The organism is Robiginitomaculum antarcticum DSM 21748 (genome assembly GCF_000365025.1).
GTDB classification, from domain to species: Bacteria; Pseudomonadota; Alphaproteobacteria; order Caulobacterales; family Maricaulaceae; genus Robiginitomaculum; species Robiginitomaculum antarcticum.
Map to the genome: position 1 here is coordinate 928135 of NZ_KB823011.1, position 23769 is coordinate 951903.

Here is a 23769-nt window from a genome sequence, read left to right on the forward strand (position 1 = left end):
TCGTAGGACTAGGATACATATTTGCGTGTTGTTTGGCGCGCCCATGCGCCATATGTATGCAGTTCACAGGCAAAGGTGCCTTTCAGGCAAATTATGAAGATCAACAGCTCATATCTGGTAGCCGGCATTGCATTGCTGCTCATTATTGTCTGGTTTGTCGTCAATTGGTTTTTCGGCGCGGACGCGGCCATAACCAACGCGCCGCCCGCCGCGCAAAACGAAGCTTTGACGCAGGTCAGCGTGCAAAGCGTCACCGCAACGCCGCATGAAATTCGCTATACACTTTATGGCCGCACTGAGGCGTCGCGCGAAGTTATGGTCAAGGCCGAAACACCCGGCCTTGTCGTGGCCCTCGGCCCCCAGGAAGGCGACCGCGTCGGCGCCGGGCAGCTTTTATGCCGTCAGGACGTCGATGCGCGCCGCGCCGTGTTGGATCAGGCCCGCGCCAATCAGAAATCTGTCGAAGCTGATCTGAACGCAGCGCGCATATTATCCGAGAAAGGCTATCAGTCTAAAACCCGCGTCAACGCCTTTGAAGCCCAGCTGGACGGCGCAAAAGCTGCCGTCAAACAGGCGGAAGTCGAGCTGGATAATGTCAATATCCGCGCGCCGTTTTCCGGTATATGGGAGCGCAAATCCGCTGAAGTGGGCGATTATCTCGCCCCCGGACAGCCCTGCGGCCTGCTGGTCGATTTGTCACCTTTAACTGTATCCGCGCAGCTGACCGAAGGCCAGATCGGCGCTATTGGCCGCGGCGACAGCACGCAAATCAAATTGGCGACGGGCCAGACCGTGACCGGAACAGTAAAGTTTATCGAAGCCAAAGCTGATCCTGCCACGCGGACCTTTCGCGTGGAAATGAACGTCCCCAATGATGATTTGAAACTCAAAGCCGGCGTGACCGCTACAGTCACGTTAAGCGCAGGCGAAACGCTGGCGCAGCAAATTCCGGGCTCTATTCTGACACTGGATGAGGCGGGCGAAATCGGCGTGCGCTTTATCGACGATGCTAATATCGTGCGCTTTGCCCGCGTGGTCACAATCGACGAAACACCGGATGGTCTGTGGGTCACCGGCCTGCCGGAGCAGACCCGCATCATTGTGCAGGGGCAAGATTTTGTCTCTGTCGGTAAAGAAATCGATCCGCAAATCGCGGCCACCCGCTAGGCCCGCCCGGATATGCCTTCACAGATGAGCCCTAACGCCAAAGGCCTACAAGCCATTGTCGGCTTTTCCATCCGCAATTGGCGCATGACGCTGGGCCTGATGCTGTTCATGGTGCTGGGCGGCATTTTCGCCATGTTCCAATTGTCTCTGGACGCCGAGCCGGACATTCCCGTGCCTTTCGTAAATGTGCAGGTCGTCCTGCCCGGCGTGTCGCCCGAAGATAGCGAACGGCTGCTGGTGCGGCCGCTGGAAACTGAGATTAAATCGGTTGAAGGCCTCAAACAGATTGACGGCATTGGCGCGACCAATGTCGGCTATGTTATTTTGGAATTCGACTTTCCCTTTGACAAAGACGCCGTCATTGCCGACGTGCAGGAAAAAGTGAACCGGGCGCGCGCCGAATTTCCCCAAGATGCCCGTGAACCGATTGTTCAGGAAGTCTCTACCTCCGCCCTGCCCATCGTGACTATCAATTTATGGGGCGACGTCCCCGAGCGCGAATTGCAACGCCGCGCCAAGGATATGAAAAAGCGTATTGAGGCCATGCCCGAAGTGCTCTCAGCCGATATTTCAGGCGAACGTACGGATGTTCTCGAAGCCGTTCTGGATCCGGCCAAGGTCGAGAGCCTTGGCATTACCTATGGCGAGATTGCGGCCGCAGTCTCGCAGAATAACAGCCTGATCCCCGCGGGCGCGCTGGAGTCAGAATCAGGCAAGTTTAATGTCAAACTGCCGGGCCTGATCAAAGAGCCCGCCGATATGTCCAATGTGGTTGTACGCCGCACCGAAGACGGCGCGATCGTGCGCCTTGGCGATATTGCCGATGTGCGCCGCGGCTATCGCGATGTCACCACCTTTGCGCGCTTTAACGGCCGACCCTCTGTCTCTATTGAAGTCAGCAAGCGTCAGGGCCAGAACATAATCGTGACTGAAGATAATGTCATGGCACTCGTCAGAAAGATGCAAGAGGCCGCAGATTGGCCGTCAACGATGAATGTGTCTTATAGCCTTTCGCGTACCACCCGGATCAAAGATATGGTGAGCGAGCTTTTTGCCTCGCTGGTCAACGCCATCGTTCTGGTCTTTCTGGTGTGCGTTGCAGCGCTGGGCTGGCGCTCGGCTATATTTGTCGGCTGGGCCGTGCCGGGCAGCTTTCTGATCGCGCTGTTTTTATTCCTCGTTCAGGGACAGACGATCAACATGATGATCCTGTTCGGGCTGATCCTCTCTGTCGGCGTTTTGGTGGACAGCGCGATTGTCATTATTGAATATGCCGACCGCAAAATGGATGAAGGCGTGCAGCGCGTCGAAGCGTTCAAACTGGCAGGCGAGCGTATGTTCTGGCCGATTATCAGCTCGACCGCGACGACGCTTGCCGCCTTTATCCCGCTTCTGTTCTGGCAGGATATTACGGGCAAATTCATGTCCTATTTCCCGATCACGATGATCTATGTTTTGTCGGCGTCGACCCTGATGGCGTTGATTTTCCTGCCTGTTATGGGCGCGAAAATCGGTTTTAAGAAAAAGACCAAAGAAAATAATAATGCGGCGCTTTTGTCCGGCGCGGAAGGCGATCCGTCAAAGCTGACCGGATTTACAGGCGGCTATGTCCGCGTCGTCTCAACGCTTATCAAATTTCCGCTTATTGCCATGGCAGCAATGGTGGCATTGGCCATTGCTATTGTATTCTTCTTCCAGGCCAGCGTTGCCGGACCGCCGCCCAAGCCGGTCTCATTTTTTACCCAGACTCCGTCTGATCAGGTCTATATTTTGGCCCGCGCGCGCGGCAATACCACGCCCGAGCAAAGCCTTGCTATTGGCAAAGAGATTGAGCGGCGCATTGACGGTATTGCAGGCATAGAGAGCGTCTACACCGTCGCGGGCGCAGCAGCGGCCGGGTCAGGACAGGGCGGCGAAGGGCTCAGCGGCCCGTCCAATGTTCCGGCTGATACGGCCGTTCGGGTTTATACCGAGCTACTCCCTTTCAAACAGCGGCGTAACGTCTTGCTGATTATGGATGACCTGCGGGAAGCCACGATTGATATTCCCGGCGTGTTCATTGAAGTGATTGCGGTCGATCAAGGGCCGCCCATCGGTAAGGATATCGGCATTCAGCTTTCGGGTGAGAACCGCACCGAACTTATTGCGGCAACGAAGGCTGTCCGCCGTAAACTTTTAAATTTCGAAGGCCTTGAGGATATTGAAGACAGTCTGCCGCTTCCCGGCGTTGAATGGGAGCTGGAGATTGACCGCGCCGAAGCCGGACGTCTGGGTCTGGATGTCAGCCGTATTGGCGCAGCCGTGCAATTTATCACGGAAGGCGCGCTGGTCGGGAAATACCGCCCGCTGGACGCCGAGGAAGAAGTTGATATCCGTATCCGTTATCCCGAGGGGCAGCGGGATCTGGCCGGACTGGACTCCCTTCGGATACAGACGCCGCAAGGCGCCCTGCCCTTATCCTCGGTAGTTAAAACCATCCCGCGTCCGCGTCTTGATAAAATCGAACGCCGTGATCTGGAGCCCTATTTCGTTGTGCAGGCTAATACGGTCAAAGACTATGCCACAAATGTGCAGACGGAAGAAATCAACACATGGCTCAGTGAAGACGGCGTTTTGCCAAGCTCGGTCAGTTTTAAATTCCTGGGACAGGCCGAAGAAAACGCCGCCGCCGCAGCCTTCTTTCAAGCCGCCGGTGTTGCCATTATTCTAATGATGAGCATCATTTTGCTGCTCCAATTTAACAGTTTCTATCACGTCTTTTTGACACTGATGGCGGTTATTTTGTCTATTTTCGGCGTATTGCTCGGACTGGCTTTTTATCCCTATATTTCCATGATCCTAGCATTAACAGGGGTTATCGCGCTGGCCGGTATCGTGGTGAACAATAATATCGTATTGATCGATACGTATCAGCGCCTGCGCGAGAATGGGTTTAATGCCGTCGATGCTGCGATACGGACCTCAGCGCAGCGATTGCGTCCTGTTATCCTGACGACCCTTACGACTGTGGTCGGCCTAATGCCTCTCATATTAGGGTGGCAAGCTAATATTTTCACAGGGGAACTCTCTTTTGCCGGATCAAATACATCCGAAATCTGGGCGCCGATATCATATGTCATTGCCTGCGGTCTGGGCTTTGCCACCATATTGACGCTGGTGATTACGCCTGTTCTGCTGGCAGCGCCCTGGGTCTTGCGTGACCGTTTGCGCAAATATGGACTGTGGTTTCAAGCCAAAGCGGCGGATGATTTCGACGCCGCGGATAGCCTGCGCGTCTAGGGTTGGGCCGGGCTTTTGACCGAAGATAGAGGCGGCAAAATCTTGGCGCTTTGCGAATAAATAACCGTATGCTGTACTCCGCCGCCGGGAAGTTCGTAGCGGTATTGCCACATAGCCGGGCTACTCCAGAAATTTGAGTCCAGCGTCTGTCCGGCTTCAACCGGCGCGCGGCGCATGAACGGCACAGCGATACGGTCCATAATCTCACCCGGAGCGCCTATTAAATGCACTTCAATCGGGTAAGTCCCCACTGGAACTATCCCTCCCAAAATAATTGCCCAATTCCCGCCTTCATCCAGACCCGTATCGCCAATCGCCCTGCCATCGACATAAATGCGGATACGCCCGTTCTGCGCGGACATGCCCGAGAATATGACACCCCCGTCATCATCATAGTCTATACTCGACAAACGAAGCCCGTCTTGCGTCGTTGGCGGCTCGAACGGACTTTGCATAACCAAAGTTGCCGCGCCGGGCCGTAGGACTAAGACCGCAGCCGCACCGGTGCGCATGTCCGGTGACCGACGAATAAGAGTAAGAAGCTCCGGCGAAATCGCTGTAACAGCATCACCGAGACTGGTTTGGATTTGATATTCAAGTATAGAATTAAGAGCATTCTGATCCGGAATCTCCCAGGATATATCCCAGTTCATCTGACGGAGTTGCTCCGGTGATGTGAGGTTTTGCGCTACAAGATCACCCGTTGCGCGCTCAATAACAGAGACTTGGACTTCTGACGGAGCAAATCCCTGAATTCTAACAGTTTGCCCTGTCAGGCTGACTTCGCTGATCTGCGCCGGAGCGTAAAGCGGCTCGGCCGGACGGTCTGCAGACGTCTGGTCAATTTGGTCAGGGCCCTCGCCGCAACCGCCCAGCGTTAAAGCCGCAGCCGTGCAAACAAATGCGAAGCGGTAATTTAATTTCCGGTTGCCCATATTCAGCCTTGCCAAATCAGTCAGTGAAACAGCACAGTGACAATCCATAGATAAAAACTCAAGAGCGCAATATGACAGAAAAAAAACCCACTTCCCCTAAAAGCATTTGCGTTTTTTGCGGCTCGTCCGGCGCCGTAGAGCAATCCTATCTGGATCTGGCCAGCGAAACAGGAGAGGCGATTGGCCGGTCTGAATTTCGTCTGGTCTATGGCGGCGGCGGCGTGGGCCTGATGGGGGCAACGGCCAAAGCGGCACATAAAGCAGGCGGCGACGTATTGGGCATAATTCCGGAGTTTTTAAAATCGCGCGAAGGCCTTTATGTCGATGTCCCGCACCAGATTGTTCCGGATATGCATACGCGTAAGCGAAATATGTACGCCGCGTCTGACGCATTTATTGTCCTGCCGGGCGGCATTGGCACGCTAGAAGAAACGATAGAAGTCATTAGCTGGCTGCGTCTTGGCTTACATGCCAAGCCCGTCATTTTTTTAGATAATGACGGCTATTATGTGCCTCTGCTGAGTCTGATCAAACATACAAGTGACGCGAAATTTACGCCTGACTGGCTTAATGATTTTCTATATCACGCAGAAACGCCGGACGAGGCTGTTAAGCTCGTAATTGCCAATATCGGCAGACATAAACCAGCCAATATTCTAGCAAAACCGGAATTTAATGACGTTGTGCCCCCGACAGAAGGCCTGCACATATAGTCTCCAGACCCGCTTTGTCATCGTCATCAAACGCGCTAAATTCCGTGCTGTCCACGTCCAGAACTGCGGCCAGCGCGCCGCCTTCGTCCAGAACGGGTACAACAATCTCTGAATTTGTGGCGCTGTCACAGGCAATGTGACCGGCAAAGTCATGGACATTATCCACGATAAGGGTCGTCTTATCCCGCGCCGCCGCGCCGCAAACGCCGCGCGAAAAAGATATGCGTAAACACCCTAATGTCCCCTGATAAGGCCCAACAACCAGCTCTTCGGGCCGCGCTGGATCAACCACATAAAATCCCGTCCAGAAATAATAAGGAAAGGCCTGCGAGAGCAAACAGGCCGCCGTGGCGTAGCGCGCTGTCGCGCTCGGCTCACCCTCAATAACGGCAGTAATTTCTTTGGCTATTCGCGCATAGGTCTGTGATTTGGTTTCCATCATGGCTATGTAGTGACGCAGCGCCGTTTTGCAATCATTTTGACATCCAGCCTTTGACTGTTAGGCCTGCAGCATTGCCACTTTGCCAAGCTGACTCGACGCGACCGCCCAAACATCCGTCTCCGGCGATAATCAAGTTTCGCTTCGGATCGGCGTAAATATCTTTACGCAATGATGTATAGACATTGGCATAGCGCCAACGGTGTAACATCAAAATTTTTGCGGTTGAGACATCAAGACCTGTCATGCCTTTAAACGCGGCGGTCATCTGTGCGCGCACCCAATCCCGATCCGCATCTTTATGCTGTTCTGCCCAGTCATTACGGCTTTGAATAACTAAGCTCGTATGATCGATATTGCGTCCCGGCTTCGCGCTATTGACTGCGGCCCATCCGATGACATCGCTGTCCGGGCGTATTGCGTCCCACGCACCGCTCCACATACCGGATAGACCTACCATGAGAGTGAAGTTTGCGATGTGGGATAGGGCCTCAATCGCCTGCGGAACGTCATCGCTCAGAATGTTGCGGGCTTGCGCGCTGGGCACGGCGACTATCAGGGCGTCAAATATCCCAAGATTAGCCCCATCTGCGTCGGTCAGCGTCCATCCTCCGCCGTCATATTTCGCGGATGCAACTTGCGTGTCCAGCGTGATGTCGAGCGGCTTGGCCATAGCCTTGCACAGACTGTTCATGCGCGGCGTTGCTATATATTTAAGGCTTTTGCTCTCCGGCAGAGCTTTGGGACTCCACGACGTGACCTGTCCGGAGATGACATAAGGGGAGAGAAAATCGGCAAATGCGTTGGTTTTTACCGTGAAATATTGAGCGCCGTGATCAAATTCGTAATCGCCGCTATAGCGCGTAGACATGCGCCCCGCGACGCCGCGTGATTTTTCAAAAACACTGACATTGCCATAAGGCGCCAAAAGCTGCGCCGCCCGAAGTCCGGCTATGCCCGCGCCGATAATTGCAAGTTTTTCCATCTCTTACTTACGCATCGCGCACAGACATCGTTCACTGCCGCTGCATATATGTTTGACAGCGCTGTTATTGTGTGAACACTGGCCAGCTTGCCGCTTTGGGTCTAAGGTCAAAATTATGAAAAAACGTACAATTGAAACACTTCACGCCGATCTGTCAGCTCAGCTTGCCGCGCATATGAAACGCATGGACAGTGATCCCCAAGCCAATGAAATTAAGCTTCTGGCTTATGATATTTCGAAAGAGGTCGAGCATCGTGAGATCGCATTTCGCGACATTGAAGCGCTGGTCAAAACGTTATCCGACAAAGGCGCGATTGCCCGCGCGAAACGTTTGATGACCCGCAGCGGCGCAAACGGCCTCGCCGCGCAAAAATCTGCGATTGTAAAATTAGCCAAAAGAAAAACGAAGCTGGGATATGACGCCTTCAAGTCCTGGGCAGAGAATCCCGGTCAGGGCATTGTTCTGACCGCCCATCCAACATTTTCGTTATCACGGAATATTCGCGACTGTCTTGGCGCGATGGCCAGTGCGCCTGATCAGGCGGAAAAGGATAAGCTATCCGCGCATTTGAAAACCCTGCCCTATTTGCCGAAACGCGCGCCGACCCTGCAAGAAGAACATGCTGATACACAGGCTGCGATTGAGCGCATCCAGATTGCCCTGCGTGATATTCATCACGCCGTCATCACCATTGCGCGCGAAGCCTTCCCGACAGACTGGGCCCGCATTACCCCGCGTTTGGCGACAGTCTATAGCTGGGTCGGTTATGATATTGACGGGCGAACGGATATTAGCTGGGGCGACGCTATACGCCTTCGCCTTGAGGAAAAAAGCACGCAGCTCGCGAGCTATCACAGCTACGCGCAAGATATGCTGAACAGCGCCGACGGCGTGCCGAAGGGTAGCGAAGCCCTGCTGGAAAAGCTGGTTGACCAACTGGCCAATGCCAAAGCCAGTGCGGAGCGCGACCTCGCTTTATTTGGTGAAGACCTCACAATTTCCGAAAACCTTGTCGCAGCGGCCAATAATCTGACCCGAAAATCGCCGCGCCGCATGTTGTCATTATCCGGCACAATCGATCAGATCGACAAAATTATCCGCGCCTCCGACCGTGCCGCCTTCTGTATGAAGATGATCGTCTTACAAAGTGATATGATCAATTACGGCCTCGGCACATCGCGCATTCATTTCCGCCTGAATGCGCGCCATGTGATGAGCGGCGTCAAAGCCGTATTCGGCATTTCCGGCAAAGCCGCCGATAACCGTACACTTTTAATGCGGGCCTCAAAACTGACTAAAAATGTGCAGCCGCAACCCGTCAATTTTGCCTCGCTCGCGCTGGAAAAAAGCACAGCCCATCAGCAAATGATCCTAACGGCGCAAATCCATAAATATATTGATGCCGATACACCGATTCGCTTATTGATCGCCGAATGCGAAGACAGCCTGACGCCGCTGGGCATGCTCTATCTGGCGCGGCGCTACGGTCTTGAAAACCATATGGATATTTCACCGCTTTTTGAGACCGCCGACGCGCTCAATAATGGCGGGCGCATTATCGATAAAATGCTCAGCAATAAAGTCTATCGCAGCTATATTGAAGACCGGGGGTGCTTTGCTATTCAGACGGGCTTTTCCGATGCCGGGCGCTTTATGGGACAAATCCCGGCGACACTCGCGATCGAGCGCCTGCAGTCTCATTTCGCGGCCGCGCTTGTCCGCCACAGGGTTAAAGACGTCACCGCAATTGTGTTCAACACCCATGGTGAAGGCAATGGCCGCGGCGGCCATCCGGGCAACATTCCGGCCCGTGTCGATTACGCGATGAGCCCGTGGGCCGTGGACCGCTTTACCCGCGCCGATATTGCTCTGACCCATGAGACCAGCTTTCAAGGCGGTGACGGCTTTATGTGGTTCCAAACCCCGCAGCTTGCCGCCGCTACGGTCAGCCAGCTTATCGTGACCCGGGCGCAGGATACATCCGTCGTGGATGATGATCCGTTTTATACGGAAAACGATTTTAGCTGGGATATCTACCGCACATTATCATCGCAGCAAGACAGCCTGTATCACGACCCCAATTATGTCAGCCTGCTCGGCGGCTTTGGGCAAAACCTGCTGATCCCGACAGGATCGCGCGCAGCCAAACGCGCCAAAGCCGGCAGCGATATGTTCGACCCGCGCCAGCTGCGCGCTATTCCGCATAATGCGATCTTGCAGCAAATGGGCGTTCCGGCAAATATCTTTTACGGTTTGGGCCGCGCCGCCGCGATTGATCCTGAAAAATTTGTCAGCCTGTTCGAGACCAGCGCGCGCGCGCGGTCCATATTCGGGCTGGCCTTTGCGTCAATGAAACGGGCTAATATCTCAATATTGACGGGGTATGCGCGATTGTTTGATCCAGCCTTTTGGATCAGCCGCGCTCTGTCGGGAAAAGAACCCATGGCCGCGCGAAGCTGCCTGATTGTGGCCGACACATTATCGACCTCGGAATGGGCAACGCGGCTTGGCGATCTGGCCAATCGCCTGCGTATGGATGTCTATGACAGCGTTATTTATCTGGGCGAAGGCGCGAAAGCCGCGGGATGGGATCCAGAATTTACCGAAAGCGAAGATCTGAAAATTCTGCATGCCTTGCGTCTCGCTCTGGTGATGAAAATGCTCATGATCGCAACCGAGCTTCCGGCGCACGGCGAAGAAGACACCGCGCAGCTTAATGTGTTGCAAAAGCTGCAAACCTTCCAGATCGACAGCGTGCTGTCTGACCTTAAAGAGCGTTATCCGGCCGTTTCCGCAGGCCAGTCATGGACTGAGGAACTGACCGAGAAAACTGACGCCCCCGTCGCGCCACCCGGCGGTTTCCCGCATATTAGCGAAACCATCATCAAACCGCTGGAACGCGCCTCGCAAATCGTGCGCCAAATCACGGTGGCCATTACCCATGAATTCGACGCCTATGGATAGTTTAGAGTGCAATCAATCCGGTAGGTCGATTGCAAAGAGGCTTTGAAACCGGCAAGCTTAACTTCCCGTCTCCAACCCTCTATCCGTCCCCATCACCTTATCCCAAAACCGGAAATACAGGCCGTAATTGCCTTTAAATTTCGTATGATGCAGATTATGGTGGCTGGCCGTAATCATGACGCTGCCAAACCAACCGGACAGCCAGCGTTTCGGATAAATCTCCCAGCCCGCGTGATTGAATACAGCGTTCATGGTCATGATGGTCAGCAAGACCAAAACCACGCCGACATGGATCGGAATGAACAGAGCGACCGCGGGCAGGAACCACGCGCTGATCAAGGCCTCTAGCGGATCAAAGGAAAAGCTCGCCCATGGCGTCGGCTGTTTGGAGCGGTGATGCCCGGCATGTGTGGCGCGGTAAAAGCGGGGATGGTGCATCACCCGGTGCGTCCAGTAAAAATAGGTGTCATGGGCAAATAGATAGAGCCCCGCTGAGAGCAAGACATAAGCCCATCCGTCAAATGTCGTCACTGGCCCGCTATAAATAGCCGTGCCGCCCGCTTCCCACATTTCAAGCAGAAGCGCACCGGGCGCGGCATAAATAAAGCTGCTGATCAGGGAGAGTCTAATTTCGTGGCGGATCACTTTGCGCGTCGGGATGATTTTGGTCAGGCGGCGCGCTTTGACCTTATTCTCGTCGCGCATCCACAGCGCCCAATGCATTGCCCCCGCAATCACGACATAGCGCGCCATGATGATCGCGACGAGTGCCAGATAAGTAACCAGCAAAGCTATAGGGTTCAGGGCGTCCATCATAACGGTTTAGCGGATAGCGGCGGCATTGCGTAGGCGCGTTTAGTCGCGCGGCAAATAAGGTTGCAATGCCTCTGCCCAGGCGTCGTATCCCGCCTCGGTTAAATGAATGCCGTCATGGGTATAGTCTTCGCGTAGATCATCGGCGGACGTGCCCATGACCGGCGACAGGTCAATAAAGGTAACGCGCTCGGACAGGCCGTCTTCACGTGACAGATCGACCAGTGCATCGTTTAAATTGACGACTGACTTATCCCATTGTCCATTACGCGGCAGCACGCTTTGCAGATAGATTTTCGCCTCCGGCCAGCGCTGCACATATTCGAGCAGAGATGCCCGTAGGGGCGGCAATATTTGATCCGGCGTGCGGTCATAAGATAAATCATTTGTCCCAATCATGACGAAAACCGCTTTGGGATCTTCACGCAAAATTTGCGGGGCGCGCGTCAGAACGCCTTCGGTCACATCCCAGCCCACGCCGTGATTGGCGACTGGTCCAACATAGGGGAAGTCCTGCTCCATCCAACCTTCGGTAATGCTGTCACCGATCAGCAATATTCCGCCGGCATTCGCACCCGCCGCCTCAATCTGCGCGACGCGCAGATTAAAATGGCTTTGTCCATCTTCATACATCCAGTCGGGCGGCGGTATTGTTAATTCCGCCTCCATCTGGGCCGGAGTAATATTGTTTTGCGTCTGGGTCTGGGTCTGCGCCGCGTCCGGGGCACACGCCGCGAGCGCAGCGGCAAGACTAAAAGATATTAAAATTTGACGTGTCATGGCGCATCTCCAAATAAGCTGATACAAAAATGGCACCCGCAATGACTGCGGATGCCTGAACTTTAAACCAAATATATCCGCGGCACTAGCCGACCATATCTTCGAGTTCTTTGCCTTTGGTTTCGCGAACCATGACAATCACGAATACGACCGAGACCAGCGCGAAGAAAGCATAAATGCCATATGCCGCCGCAAGACCGATGCCCGCAAGGAAAACGGGAAATGACCACGTAATCGCAAAATTGGTAATCCACTGCGCAAAACCTGCCACTGCGAGGCCGGAGCCGCGCACTTGGTTCGGGAACATTTCGCCGAGCATAACCCACATGACGGGACCCCAACTCATATTAAAGCAGACGACATAGGCATTGGCAGCAATCAATGCGACCAGACCCATTTGACCCGGAAGTTGAAGCGTACCGTCAACCAGCTCACCTTGCGAGAAAGCAAAGGCAACGGTGGCCAATGTGATAAACATACCGACCGAGCCCCAGACGAGAAACGGCTTACGGCCAATTTTATCAATTGTTGCCAAAGTGATCAGAACAGCTGCAATAGACAAACCGCCCGATAAGACATTGATCAGCAAAGCATCGTTTTCGGTAAAGCCAACAGCCTGCCAGAGAACCGCGCCATAATAAAATACAACGTTAATACCAACCAGTTGCTGGAACATGGCAAGACCAATACCGACCCAAACGATGGTTCGGAAAACCCTGCCGCCGGAGGCTTTGGTTGCCAGAACATCTTTCAGGCTCGGCTTGTGATCATTAGCCAATGACGTTTCAATTTCTTTGACTTTTTGCGACGCTTTGGGTTCACCAAACAATTTGCGCAAAACAGTTAGCGCGCCGGGCGTATCTTCGCGAAACATTAAATAACGCGGACTTTTCGGAATGAAAAACAGCAATATTAGGAAGGCAAAAGCCGGAATAAGTTCCATCCAGAACATCCAGCGCCATGTCTCATACCCACCCCAGAATTCCGCTGTAGAGCCGCCCGCATTTTTCGCGAGGAAGTAATTTGATACGAAAGACAGGAACAGACCCGCAATAATGGCGACTTGTTGAATCGAGGTTAATCGGCCGCGCTGATGGGCGGGTGCAATTTCGGAAATATAGGCAGGGGCCATGACTGACGCCGCGCCAACAGCCAAACCGCCTAAAATACGGTAGATAATGAACTCAATCGGCGCGCCTGATACACCGGATCCCCATGCACTGATAATGAAACAAACCGCTGCGATAATGAGCATATTGCGGCGACCGAATTTATCAGCAAGCCAACCTGCCCCGAACGCGCCTATCGCAGAACCAAGCAGCATTGAGGATACGGAAAATCCTGTTCCGACGCTGTCGGAATTAAAGGCTTGCTGCAGACCGTCAACCGTGCCGTTGATAACGCCGCTATCATATCCGAATAAAAATCCGCCCAATGTCGCGACGATGGTGATGAGTAAAATAAATCCGGCGCTTCCGCCCGCATTCATCGTGTCAGTTTTTGACATGAAATTCCCCTATTATGTTTTGACGCCGTATCTTTTTCCGGCGTTCTTATTTATGACCTATTGCATTGATCCGCGCGACACAAATCATTTATGACAGCGCTGTCAGATTTATTATGACACTCACGTCTTACCACACGGGCCGTGTGAGGCCCGCATAACCAAACTATGCGGCAGGATTATATGCTGCGGCTCTGACTGCGCGTCACGAATGCGTGCCAATAATAATGCGGCGGCTTGCGCGGCCATGTCTTTGAGCGGCTGGCGCACTGTGGATAAGGGCGGGCTGATGACGCTGGCGACAGCAACATCGTCATATCCAACAATGGTCACGTCAGCGGGCACGGCAATGCCGCGCCGGTAAGTCTCTGCGATTGCGCCCGCTGCCATATCATCATTACTGGCAAAAATAGCGGTTGGCGGCGCAGGCAGATCGAACAGATCGGACGTGCAGCTTTGCCCTGACGGGTAAGAGAACGCACCTTCACAGATAAGCGTTTCTTCGATCGTCAATCCCGACTCTACCAGTGCATCTCTATATCCCGCAAGCCGGTTACGGCTGACCCCGAACTCTGACGGGCCTGTGATAAGACCAATGCGGCTATGGCCAAGTGTGATGAGTTTCTTAGTCATTTCCCGGGCCGCCGCACGGTCATCAATGCGCACGCTGGGCGCTTTATCATTCGCCGTCTCCGGCGCAATGCGCACAAAGGGTATACTTTTATCGATTAATTGCCTTTGTATGTCCGGGTCATCGGACATAGGCGGAATTAAGATGACCCCTGCCATGGCGCCGCGTGACAACAAGTCTGACAAACCCTTTGGATGGGCGCTGACATCTTCGACAACAAGATGAAACCCATTGCGGCTACACCATTCCATCGCGCCGATTTGAATGTTTTCAATATAAGAGCGGCTGGGGTTGGAGATAATCAGCGCGATCAAATTTGATCCTCTACGGCGCAAATTACGTGCCGATGTATTGATCTGAAAGTTTAGGGTCGTAGCCGCATCCTGCACTTTTTTGCGTGTGGAGTCGCGAACGCCCTCCTCACCATTCATCACGCGGCTGACGGTCTTAAATGAGACCCCTGCCGATTGGGCAACATCCTTGATTGTCGCGCTCATGATGATTCTTGCTGCGTCATAAACTAATTGCTAGAGCTAATTGACAACGTTGTCAATTTGGGATTATGACTTAAGAAATTACGCGCAATAGAGCCGCAACGATAGACTTACAGGGGATATTTATGAAATTTCGCACCACTTTACCGCTTACCGCCGCGACGATTGCGCTGACAGCAATGCTGTCTCTCACATCTTGCACTGATAACGCTCCGAGCACAAAAACAGCCCCGTCTGAAGCCTCCCGCCAGAACGATAAGATGACGGCCCCATGGCAGGATGATGCGCGTATTGATGATTTAATCGCCAAAATGACGCTGGATGAAAAGCTCGCGCAAATCAGCTGCGTCTGGTTTGGCAAAGCCGATATTTATAATGCGGATGGAAGTTTTAATCCTGAAAAAATGGCGGAGAAATTCCCCCACGGCGTCGGCTGCTTCGCCCGTCCGCAGGACACGATCGGTATGGAAGGCCCGTCCGAGCGTAAAGACATCAATGATTCGACCGTAGTGCGCCGTTTGAGCGCCCGCTCGCCTGCCGCGTCGGTGAACATCGTCAATGATGTGCAGCGCTGGCATGTTGAAAACACCCGCCTTGGTATCCCGACTCTGTTTCACGAAGAAGGCCTGCACGGGTTTCAAGGCAAAGACGCGACAGCGTTCCCACAATCTATCGCGCTGGCGGCCAGTTTTGATCCGGAGCTGGCCGAGCGGGTTTACAGCATTACCGCGCGCGAAATTCGCGCCCGCGGCGTTCACCATGTTCTCTCCCCCGTCGTTGATGTAGCGCTTGATCCGCGCTGGGGCCGGATTGAGGAGACCTTCGGCGAAGATCCCTATCTGGTCGGACAAATGGGTCTGGCTGCGGTGAAAGGGTTTCAAGGCACCGAGGATTATCTGGGCGATGATAAAGTTCTGACCACGCTCAAACATATGACCGGTCACGGACAGCCCGAAGGCGGCATGAATGTCGGCCCGGCGGCCGTGTCCGAGCGTATGCTCTACGAAATATTCTTCCCGCCGTTTGAAATCGCTGTGCGCGAAGGCAAAGCCGCGTCGGTCATGGCAAGCTATAATGAGATTAACGGCATTCCGTCACACGCCAATGGCTGGCTGCTGAATACAGTTCTGCGCGGCGAATGGGGCTTCAACGGCGCCGTTGTCGCGGATTATTTCGCTATTAATGAGCTGGAACGCCGCCATCATATCGCCTCCGACATTGCCGGCGCTGGAGAGCTGGCCCTGCGCGCCGGCGTCGATCTGGAATTGCCGGACGGCGTGGCCTATTATGCGTTAAAGCCGCGGATTGAGTCCGGCGAAATCCCGATGAGTATTGTCGATCAATCCGTACGCCGGATTTTAGAAATGAAAGTACGCGGACGCGTCTTTGAAACGCCTTATGGCGACGCCGAAACCGCCGAAGCCGTAACCGGTAATGAAGAAGCCCGCGGCGTCGCGCTGGAAGCTGCAATTAAAGCCCCTGTCCTGCTTAAAAACGAAGGCAAGATCCTCCCGTTGGACGCGTCGAAATATAAAACTATTGCCGTGATTGGCCCGAATAGTGATGTCACGATTTTGGGCGGGTATTCCGATGAACCGCGCCAAACCGTCTCAATTTTAGACGGCCTCAAAGCCAAAGCCGGCGAGGACAACATCATCTGGTCCAAAGGCGTAACTTTAACCGATAACCGCAGCTGGTGGGATGACGGGGTCAAGCTGACCGATCCGAATACAAACCGGAGCGACATTTATAAAGCTGTCGCCGCCGCCCAGGACGCTGACCTGATTATCGTGGCTATTGGCGGTGACGAGAGCACATCCCGTGAAGCCTGGTCGGAAACTCATCAAGGCGACCGCAATGATATCACGTTGATCGGCGAGCAAAAAGAGCTGGTGGACGAATTGGCCAAGACCGACAAACCCATGGTGGCCGTTGTTATTTCAGGCCGCCCGCTTAGCCTGTCCAATGTCGAAGCGCATTTCGATGGCATTCTTTATGGCTGGATTTTGGGTCAGGAAACCGGAACCGCGGTCGCCGATCTTCTCTTCGGTGACGCTGTGCCTTCCGGTAAAATGCCGGTCTCCGTGCCGCGCACGGCCGGACAAATTCCGGCCTATTATTACCATAAACCGACAGCGCGCCGCGGCTATGCCTTTGGCGATGCCAGTCCGCTTTACGCGTTTGGTCACGGGCTATCTTACACAACATTTGAGATTTCAGAGCCGACATTATCAACGGCCACAATCGGCATAGGCGGAGAGTCCGGCGTCTCGGTGACTGTCTCTAACACGGGAGACTATGAAGCGACCGAAGTCGTGCAGATGTATATTCGCGATGAGGTCAGCACAGTCACCCGTCCCGTCAAAGAACTTAAAGGTTTCAAACGCGTCACCCTCGCCCCGGGCACGAGCGAGACGGTGACATTGCCCATCCCGAACAACGCATTATCGTTTTATGATATCAATATGGACCGCCTCGTCGAGCCGGGAGCATTTGAAATCATGGTCGGCAATAGCTCTATCAATACGAAATCCGTCACTTTGACGGTTGAGTAATGTATCTCGGTCTTGATATCGGCACATCGGGTGTCAAAGCCGTTTTGGTTGACGGCGCGCAAAAGGTCGTTGATCAAGCCAGCGCGCCGCTCGCCGTTTCGCGGCCAAAGCCCCTATGGTCAGAGCAAGACCCTGCAGATTGGTGGCGCGCCACCACGGAAGCCGTCCATAAATTAGATACGCGCGCGCGCCGCGCGGTCAAAGCTATCGGCCTTTCAGGGCAAATGCATGGCGCGACATGCCTTGACGCATCAGGCAAAGTTATCCGTCCGGCCATACTCTGGAATGACGGACGCAGCGCCGAAAATTGTGCGGTAATGATGCGCGATATGCCGACTCTGACCGAAATTTCCGGCAATCTGGCTATGCCGGGATTTACCGCGCCGAAACTGCACTGGATGCGCGATCATGAGTCGGAAAATTTCAAGCGTATCAACAAAGTTCTGCTACCCAAAGATTATGTCCGCTACCTAATGAGCGGCGACTTTGCCTCTGATCTGTCTGACAGCGCAGGCACATTATGGCTCGATGTGGAAAAGCGCAAGTGGTCAGACGATATCTTGGCGCTGACGGGGTTAACGCAAGCCCATATGCCAAAGCTTTATGAAGGCTCTGAGGTGACAGGCACATTATCGGCCAAAATTGCCGATGATTGGGGCATGGCGCGCGTGCCGATAGCGGCAGGCGGCGGCGACAATGCTGCCGGAGCCGTGGGCGCAGGTGTGATCACACCCGGCGAAGGCTTTATCTCGCTCGGCACAAGCGGCGTGGTCTTTCTTGCCGATGATACGTACCGGCCCAATACAGATGGCGCAGTTCACACATTTTGCCATGCCCTGCCCGGCCTCTGGCACCGGATGAGCGTCATATTATCGGCAGCCAGCGCGGTTGATTTCGTGGCCCGTATTGCCGGATTTGAAACTGAAGCCGCGCTGTATGACGCGGCGGCAGACGCAAAAACACCCGCTCGCGGCGCGATCTTTCTGCCCTATCTGTCAGGTGAGCGCACGCCGCATAATGACCCCTATGCCAAAGGCGCATTTTTCGGCCTGTCCCACGAAGATACCCCATTATCCATGGCGCAAGCCGCGCTGGAAGGCGTGGCTTTTGCATTGGCTGACGGGGTTGATGTATTGCGCGAGAGCGGTGCGAGGATCGAGAATTTGTCCGTCATTGGCGGCGGCTCGCGCTCGGCATGGTGGGGTAAAATTATTGCCAGCGCGATGGACCTGCCGCTGACATACCGAACGGCCTCCGCCGTCGGTCCGGCTTACGGCGCTGCGCGTCTGGCGCGTCTTTGCGCGGCGTCTGAGCGGGCAGAAGATATCTGCACGGCTCCCGCCATCGACCATGTGATAGAGCCGGATGCCGATATGCGCGATCTCTATGCGCGGCGGCGCGAGACATTTACGAAATTATATAAAGCGACACACAGTCTGACACAGGAGCTAAGGGCATGAGCGGCTATTTTGATCATATCGACCCCATTAAATTTGAGGGCAAGGACAGCGAAAATCCGCTGACGTTTAAATATTACGACAAAGGCAAAAACGTTCTCGGCAAGAGCATGGAAGAGCAACTTCGCATTGCCGTCTGTTACTGGCATAATTTCTGCTGGGACGGGTTTGACGTGTTTGGCGGTGGTACATTTAACCGGCCATGGCACGGCGCGGTTAATGACCGCAAAGCGGCAGAGATGAAAACCGATGTCGCCTTTGATTTCTTTACCCGTCTTGGCAATCCGTTTTTCACTTTCCATGACGTCGACACTATGGCCGCATCGGAAACGCCGCGCGAGCACGTCGACAACCTGGCTCATATTGTCGACTATATCGAAGGCAAAATGGGCAGCACGGGAAAGAAGCTGCTCTGGGGCACGGCCAATATGTTTTCCCATCCGCGATATATGTCCGGCGCGTCGACCAATCCAAATCCCGAGGTCGCGGCTTTTGCCGCGCTGCAAGTGCGCCACGCCTTAGAGGCCACGCATCGCCTTGGCGGAGCGGGCTATGTGTTGTGGGGCGGCCGTGAGGGCTATGACACCATTCTCAACACCAAAGTCGGGCAGGAAATGGATCAACTGGGACGTTTTCTCACTATGACGGTGGAGCATAAACATAAAATCGGATTTAAAGGCGATATCTGGATCGAGCCCAAGCCGCACGAGCCGACCAAACATCAATATGACCGCGATGTCGGCACGGTTTACGGCTTTTTGAAAGCTTACGGGCTTGAGAACGAAGTCGGAGTCAATATAGAGCCGAACCACGCCACATTAGCAGGGCATAGTTTTGAACATGAGGTCGAGATGGCCAATGCTCTGGGCATTTCCGGCTCTATAGATTTCAACCGCGGCGACCCGCAAAATGGCTGGGATACGGACCAATTCCCCAATGACCTGCGCGAAACAACCCTGGCGATGTATTACATTTTAAAAGGCGGCGGCTTTAAAAATGGCGGCTCAAATTTCGATGCCAAAGTGCGCCGCCAAAGCCGCGACGTAGATGATTTGTTCTACGCTCATGTCGGCGCCATGGACCTTCTGGCCCGCGCGCTCGAAAATGCCGCCGCTATGATTAAGAAAGACACGCTTGGTGATTTTCGTGAGCAGCGTTACGCCGGATGGTCAACGGGTATGGGCCGGAAAATGATGGACGGCAAAGCCAGTCTTGCCGAAATGGCGGATTACTGCCTTGAGAAAAATGAGAGCCCTGCCCCGGTTTCAGGCCGTCAGGAGTATCTGGAGAATGTCGTCACGCAGGCCGTGAAATAACGCCGCCTTGAACCTAAGCTACTAAGTCCAGGTGAAGTTGCGATCCTTTAGACGGCGGCGCAATGCCCAAATGGTGGTCAATATCGCTGCGGTAGGTCTCGAACATGGATTTCAGTGCCTTGGGTAGACCGTTACCGGGCAGATGCCGGGCATAGCCCGGAAAACTACTGGCATGCGTCCATTGCTCCGGCGCACTGCCGAACTCGCTCCCCTTGCGAAATTGAAACCCAAAGCGTGATAAGCCCGCGCCATAACGTGCCGGCAGAGTATAGACGATGGCCCGCCAGTGATGCGTGCCGATCCGTCTGGCGGGGGAACACCAGAGAATACGGTCTATAAATGCGTCATCAAAGCGGGCCATACGTCTACCATTTTTTAAAACGTCAACGGGGAATTAACGTTTTACTTCGGGGGACGTTCCGTTTATTCAAATAATGAGAACATTACAAGAACATTCTACACGTTTTGTGAAAAAATTATCCGCTCGGGTCTCATCCATACCAGATAGATAAACCGGCCGCAGAGCAAAACAAAGGCGAAGAACAGACCGATAGACAGGCCATACCACACGCCATTCGCTCCATAGGCCGTATGCAGGCCGAGCCAGTAACAAATCGGAAAGCCAATGACCCAGTAACTAAAGCCTGTGAAAATCATCGGCCAGTTCACGTCTTTTAGCCCGCGCAACAGCTGATTGGCGACAACCTGCGCTGCGTCATACACCATGAAACCGGCGACGATGGGCAAGAAGCCCGCAATCAATCCGACGACCGCTGCATTTTCCGGCGCGTTGACATCGAGATAGACGCGCGATATCACCGACGCGCCAAAGGCCACGCCTAAGGCTAGAATCGCAACGATGCCAACACAGGTTACAAATGTCACAATCGCCGAGCGTTTCAGCGCCGGAAGGTTTTGCGCGCCTACGGCGAGCCCCACACGGACCGACCCGGCCATAGCCAGGCCAAAGGGCACCATAAAGGATAGTGAAGCGACATTCAGCCCGACTTGATAGGCCGCCTGCGCGCTGACGCTGATCGCGCCGACAATTAGGACAGCCACGTTAAACAGCATGCCTTCGAACAGCGTCATGACAGTGATCGGAAAGCCAAGCGTGATCAGGTCGCGCATACGGCTCCAATCTGGACGCCACAAGCGGCGAAAAACGCGAAACGGCGCGGCTTTACTGTCCCGGGTCACATAGATGGCAAAGAGGGTGAAACTGAGGACGTAGGAGAGCGAAGAGGCAATGCCGGCCCCGACAAGTTCGAGCCGTGGAAACCCCAAATTGCCGTAGATCAAAATCCAGTTCAGCGCGACGTTAAACAGTGTCGTCAGACTGATCAGCACCATCGGCATCCAGACCCGTCCAAATGCCGACAGAAAATTGCGCAGGGCAAAAATCATCAGCGCAAAGGGCCAGCCAAATATCAATGTCAGCGTATATTGCGCGCCCAATTGTGAGACCACCGGATCCTGCCCCAGAGCCAAAGCCATAGGCTCAACAAACAAGCCGAAAATTAAGGCAAAAGGCGTCATAAAGGCAATCAGCCAAAAGCTCATCCGCACCGTCATACGCACGTCGCGGCGCTCATTTTGGTTGCGTCCCAAAGCTTGGCTGACCAATGGCGTCACGGCGAAAACAGCGCCGGAGCCCAGCATCCACAGCAGAAAGAATATCACCAAACCAAGTGACGACGCAGCCAGTTGCGTCTCGCCCAGACGGCCAATCATGGCGGCGTCAATCGTGTAGACGACGAAGGATATGAGTTGCCCTAATCCAATAGGAAAGCCGAGGGCTAAAAAAGCTTTAAGCTCTCCGCCCCATGTGGACGGAAACTGCGCTTTACGCGCGGGTTTTAAATATGTTTCAGACATATGAGTCTCTTTATATAAAATAGACTCCGGATATAAAAAAACCTCCGGAGCGGGTGCTCGGGAGGTCACAAGCCTTGATGGCGCGCGTCGTTACCGAGCAGAGCGGGAAGTGCAGGTCTGGCCTACACTCGGAAAAACGACAAAAGTGTTCATGGAATAATCTCCGTTAAGTGTAGGCGGGATAATGGCGTAGTCGATTTTTGTCAATTCTGAAATAGATTTTCCTGAATGCGGGCCAGCCTGTCTTCGCCCCACACCGCCTGTCCATTCACGATAAAGCTCGGCACGCCCCATAATCCCGCGGCATGTAAATCCGCTTGATTTTTCGCCGCTTTTGCGCGCCACGTCTCGTCGCGCAGGGCCGCGCCGACCTCGTCGCGGGTAATGCCGGCGCGCTCACATATGCGGCGAAGACCAATGGCCGAGCCGGCATTGACGCCCTCCGCCCAGACGGCTTTGTAAAAGCTTTTGAGAAAGGCCTCTTCGCGCGGCGTGCCGAGAACGGAAAACAGCACAGCCATGCCGCGTTCGGTCGGCTTGCCCACCGCATCGCTAATCAGGCCGTAAGGAATATTCTTACGCCGGGCCTGCCGCGCGACATCTCCTGCAATATAGAGCCGCTTGGACTTCGGCACATCATAGCCGCGCATCAGCATGGGCAGGACAGGTCTAAGACTGACGGTTGCTTCATGCTGCCGCGCGAGATCATAAATCTTCATGGCGGCGAGATAGCTATAAGGACTGCGAAGCGACAGGAACGCCTTGATGGAGCGGTCAGTTTTGCGCGTATCGTTGCGATCCCAATCCACAGGCGGGGTGATCGGCGCGCCCTCACCCCGCCCTATATCCTGCAGCCGCTCTTCGAGGAAATGCAAGCGATCCAATCCCCAATACCATTCACCTGCATAGTAAATCATGCCGCCCTGATAATGGCCGAGCTTTAAGAGCTGCGCCGTACCCTCCGGAGCGTCCGCAATCTCGCCGGGAACATGGCCGGGAAATTTAATACCCAGCCGTGCGGACAGCCAGCGCGCATCTTCTTTGGCCCAAGCCCTAAGAGCGTCCAGTTCAGGTGCATATTTTGGCGGCATATCGGTAATCGTAAACGCGCGCAGGGTCAGGCCGTACCAATCGAGCAGCGCCGGGATTTGCGAAGCCAATAAAACGCTATGAGCATCTTTGGGGTCATGGAAAAAGACGATCTCGCGTGAGGTCATCTTACTTTCATAGAAAACCCGCTTGCGCAGCATGCGGCCTTCCGACAGCAGATAACGAATAATGTAGGATTTTAGCGCGGCCATGTTATGACCCTATCGCAATATAATGGAGTTACAATATGGCGGGCAAGTGGTTTGATGAATTATCGGTGGGCGATGTCTTTGATCATGCCCTGCGCCGCACCATTACCGAAGCCGATAATGTGCTGTTTTCGGCTATGACACATAATCCGGCGCAGCTGCATCTCGACGCGGATTATTGCGAAAAAGAAACCGAGTTCGGCCAGCGTCTGGTCAATAGTTATTTCACCCTTGGCCTTATGGTTGGCATATCCGTCGGCGACACAACGATGGGGACAGCCGTGGCTAATTTGGGCATGACGGATGTCAAATTTCCAAAGCCGCTTTTTCACGGTGATACCGTGCATATTCAGACAGAGGTCGTCGGTTTGCGCGAGAGCAAATCACGGCCTGACCAGGGCCTAGTCACATTTGAGCACCGCGCTTTTAATCAACATGATGAGCTCTGCGCTGTGGCCACGCGCACCGGATTACAACGCAAAAAGCCGATCTAAAATCTCTTTATGCGACAATTGGAATACGAGATAGTCAGGCCGGATTAATCGCGTCAGTTAGTCTTG

At 54.1% G+C, this 23769-nt stretch carries 18 protein-coding genes; 8 read left to right on the top strand and 10 right to left on the bottom strand.

Annotation, left to right across the window (positions count from 1 at the left end; translation table 11 throughout):
* The first annotated feature begins 93 nt into the window (after nt 1-93).
* Nucleotides 94-1167: an efflux RND transporter periplasmic adaptor subunit gene (locus tag H142_RS14295; protein WP_017930896.1), complete on the top strand. Its 1074-nt coding sequence runs from the start codon at nt 94-96 to the stop codon at nt 1165-1167.
* Nucleotides 1168-1179: 12 nt separating this feature from the next.
* The gene (locus tag H142_RS14300) at nt 1180-4446 is read left to right on the top strand and encodes an efflux RND transporter permease subunit (protein ID WP_083898932.1); all 3267 of its coding nucleotides are present in this window, start codon (nt 1180-1182) and stop codon (nt 4444-4446) included.
* On the opposite strand, the gene H142_RS0104450 is transcribed toward H142_RS14300, so the two are convergent.
* Entirely contained in the window at nt 4443-5381 is a 939-nt protein-coding gene (locus H142_RS0104450; protein ID WP_017930898.1) for a hypothetical protein, read from the bottom strand. The two genes, H142_RS14300 and H142_RS0104450, sit on opposite strands and share 4 nt — an antisense overlap.
* 71 nt (nt 5382-5452) lie before the next feature.
* Here H142_RS0104450 and H142_RS14305 point away from each other — a divergent pair, with 71 nt between their 5' ends.
* A complete protein-coding gene (locus H142_RS14305; RefSeq protein WP_017930899.1) occupies nt 5453-6094 on the top strand; it encodes an LOG family protein in 642 nt (213 codons plus the stop codon).
* Here the strand turns inward: H142_RS14305 and H142_RS0104460 are convergent.
* Both H142_RS0104460 and H142_RS0104465 read right to left on the bottom strand, forming a co-directional pair.
* Entirely contained in the window at nt 6054-6536 is a 483-nt protein-coding gene (locus H142_RS0104460; protein ID WP_017930900.1) for a GAF domain-containing protein, read from the bottom strand. The two genes, H142_RS14305 and H142_RS0104460, sit on opposite strands and share 41 nt — an antisense overlap.
* 31 nt (nt 6537-6567) lie before the next feature.
* Nucleotides 6568-7518, bottom strand: coding sequence for an NAD(P)/FAD-dependent oxidoreductase (locus H142_RS0104465; RefSeq protein WP_017930901.1), 951 nt, complete (start codon nt 7516-7518; stop codon nt 6568-6570).
* A gap of 115 nt (nt 7519-7633) precedes the next feature.
* Between H142_RS0104465 and H142_RS0104470 the strand changes: the two genes are divergently transcribed.
* Nucleotides 7634-10483, top strand: coding sequence for a phosphoenolpyruvate carboxylase (locus tag H142_RS0104470; RefSeq protein WP_017930902.1), 2850 nt, complete (start codon nt 7634-7636; stop codon nt 10481-10483).
* 57 nt (nt 10484-10540) lie between these two features.
* On the opposite strand, the gene H142_RS0104475 is transcribed toward H142_RS0104470, so the two are convergent.
* The 4 genes from H142_RS0104475 to H142_RS0104495 all read right to left on the bottom strand — a co-directional run bounded on the left by H142_RS0104475 (nt 10541) and on the right by H142_RS0104495 (nt 14708).
* On the bottom strand, nt 10541-11299 hold the full coding sequence (locus H142_RS0104475) for a sterol desaturase family protein (RefSeq protein ID WP_017930903.1): 759 nt from the start codon (nt 11297-11299) through the stop codon (nt 10541-10543).
* Between the two features lie 39 nt (nt 11300-11338).
* Entirely contained in the window at nt 11339-12076 is a 738-nt protein-coding gene (locus H142_RS0104480) for a GDSL-type esterase/lipase family protein (RefSeq protein ID WP_017930904.1), read from the bottom strand.
* 85 nt (nt 12077-12161) lie between these two features.
* Nucleotides 12162-13583 (bottom strand): sugar porter family MFS transporter, encoded by a 1422-nt coding sequence (locus H142_RS0104485; protein WP_017930905.1) that lies wholly within the window; start codon nt 13581-13583, stop codon nt 12162-12164.
* Between the two features lie 120 nt (nt 13584-13703).
* Entirely contained in the window at nt 13704-14708 is a 1005-nt protein-coding gene (locus H142_RS0104495; protein WP_017930907.1) for a LacI family DNA-binding transcriptional regulator, read from the bottom strand.
* 122 nt (nt 14709-14830) lie between these two features.
* Here H142_RS0104495 and H142_RS0104500 point away from each other — a divergent pair, with 122 nt between their 5' ends.
* The 3 genes from H142_RS0104500 to xylA are packed head-to-tail and all read left to right on the top strand — an operon-like array spanning nt 14831 to nt 20033.
* A complete protein-coding gene (locus H142_RS0104500) occupies nt 14831-17260 on the top strand; it encodes a glycoside hydrolase family 3 N-terminal domain-containing protein (RefSeq protein WP_017930908.1) in 2430 nt (809 codons plus the stop codon).
* Complete coding sequence (xylB, locus tag H142_RS0104505) at nt 17260-18720, top strand: xylulokinase (protein WP_017930909.1); 1461 nt, start codon at nt 17260-17262, stop codon at nt 18718-18720. Before H142_RS0104500 ends, xylB begins: the two co-directional genes overlap by 1 nt.
* Nucleotides 18717-20033, top strand: a complete 1317-nt coding sequence (gene xylA / locus H142_RS0104510; protein WP_017930910.1) for a xylose isomerase — start codon at nt 18717-18719, stop codon at nt 20031-20033. Before xylB ends, xylA begins: the two co-directional genes overlap by 4 nt.
* Nucleotides 20034-20046: 13 nt before the next feature.
* Here the strand turns inward: xylA and H142_RS0104515 are convergent, their stop codons facing one another.
* From H142_RS0104515 to H142_RS0104525, 3 genes are all read right to left on the bottom strand, one after another.
* Nucleotides 20047-20394, bottom strand: coding sequence for a hypothetical protein (locus tag H142_RS0104515; RefSeq protein WP_017930911.1), 348 nt, complete (start codon nt 20392-20394; stop codon nt 20047-20049).
* A gap of 95 nt (nt 20395-20489) precedes the next feature.
* Nucleotides 20490-21911 carry an MATE family efflux transporter gene (locus H142_RS0104520; protein ID WP_017930912.1) on the bottom strand — a complete coding sequence of 474 codons (1422 nt, stop codon included), beginning with the start codon at nt 21909-21911 and terminating at the stop codon, nt 20490-20492.
* 203 nt (nt 21912-22114) lie between these two features.
* Nucleotides 22115-23212 carry a DsbA family protein gene (locus H142_RS0104525; protein ID WP_017930913.1) on the bottom strand — a complete coding sequence of 366 codons (1098 nt, stop codon included), beginning with the start codon at nt 23210-23212 and terminating at the stop codon, nt 22115-22117.
* Between the two features lie 35 nt (nt 23213-23247).
* Here H142_RS0104525 and H142_RS0104530 point away from each other — a divergent pair, with 35 nt between their 5' ends.
* A complete protein-coding gene (locus tag H142_RS0104530; RefSeq protein ID WP_017930914.1) occupies nt 23248-23703 on the top strand; it encodes a MaoC family dehydratase in 456 nt (151 codons plus the stop codon).
* The last annotated feature ends 66 nt before the right edge of the window (nt 23704-23769 follow it).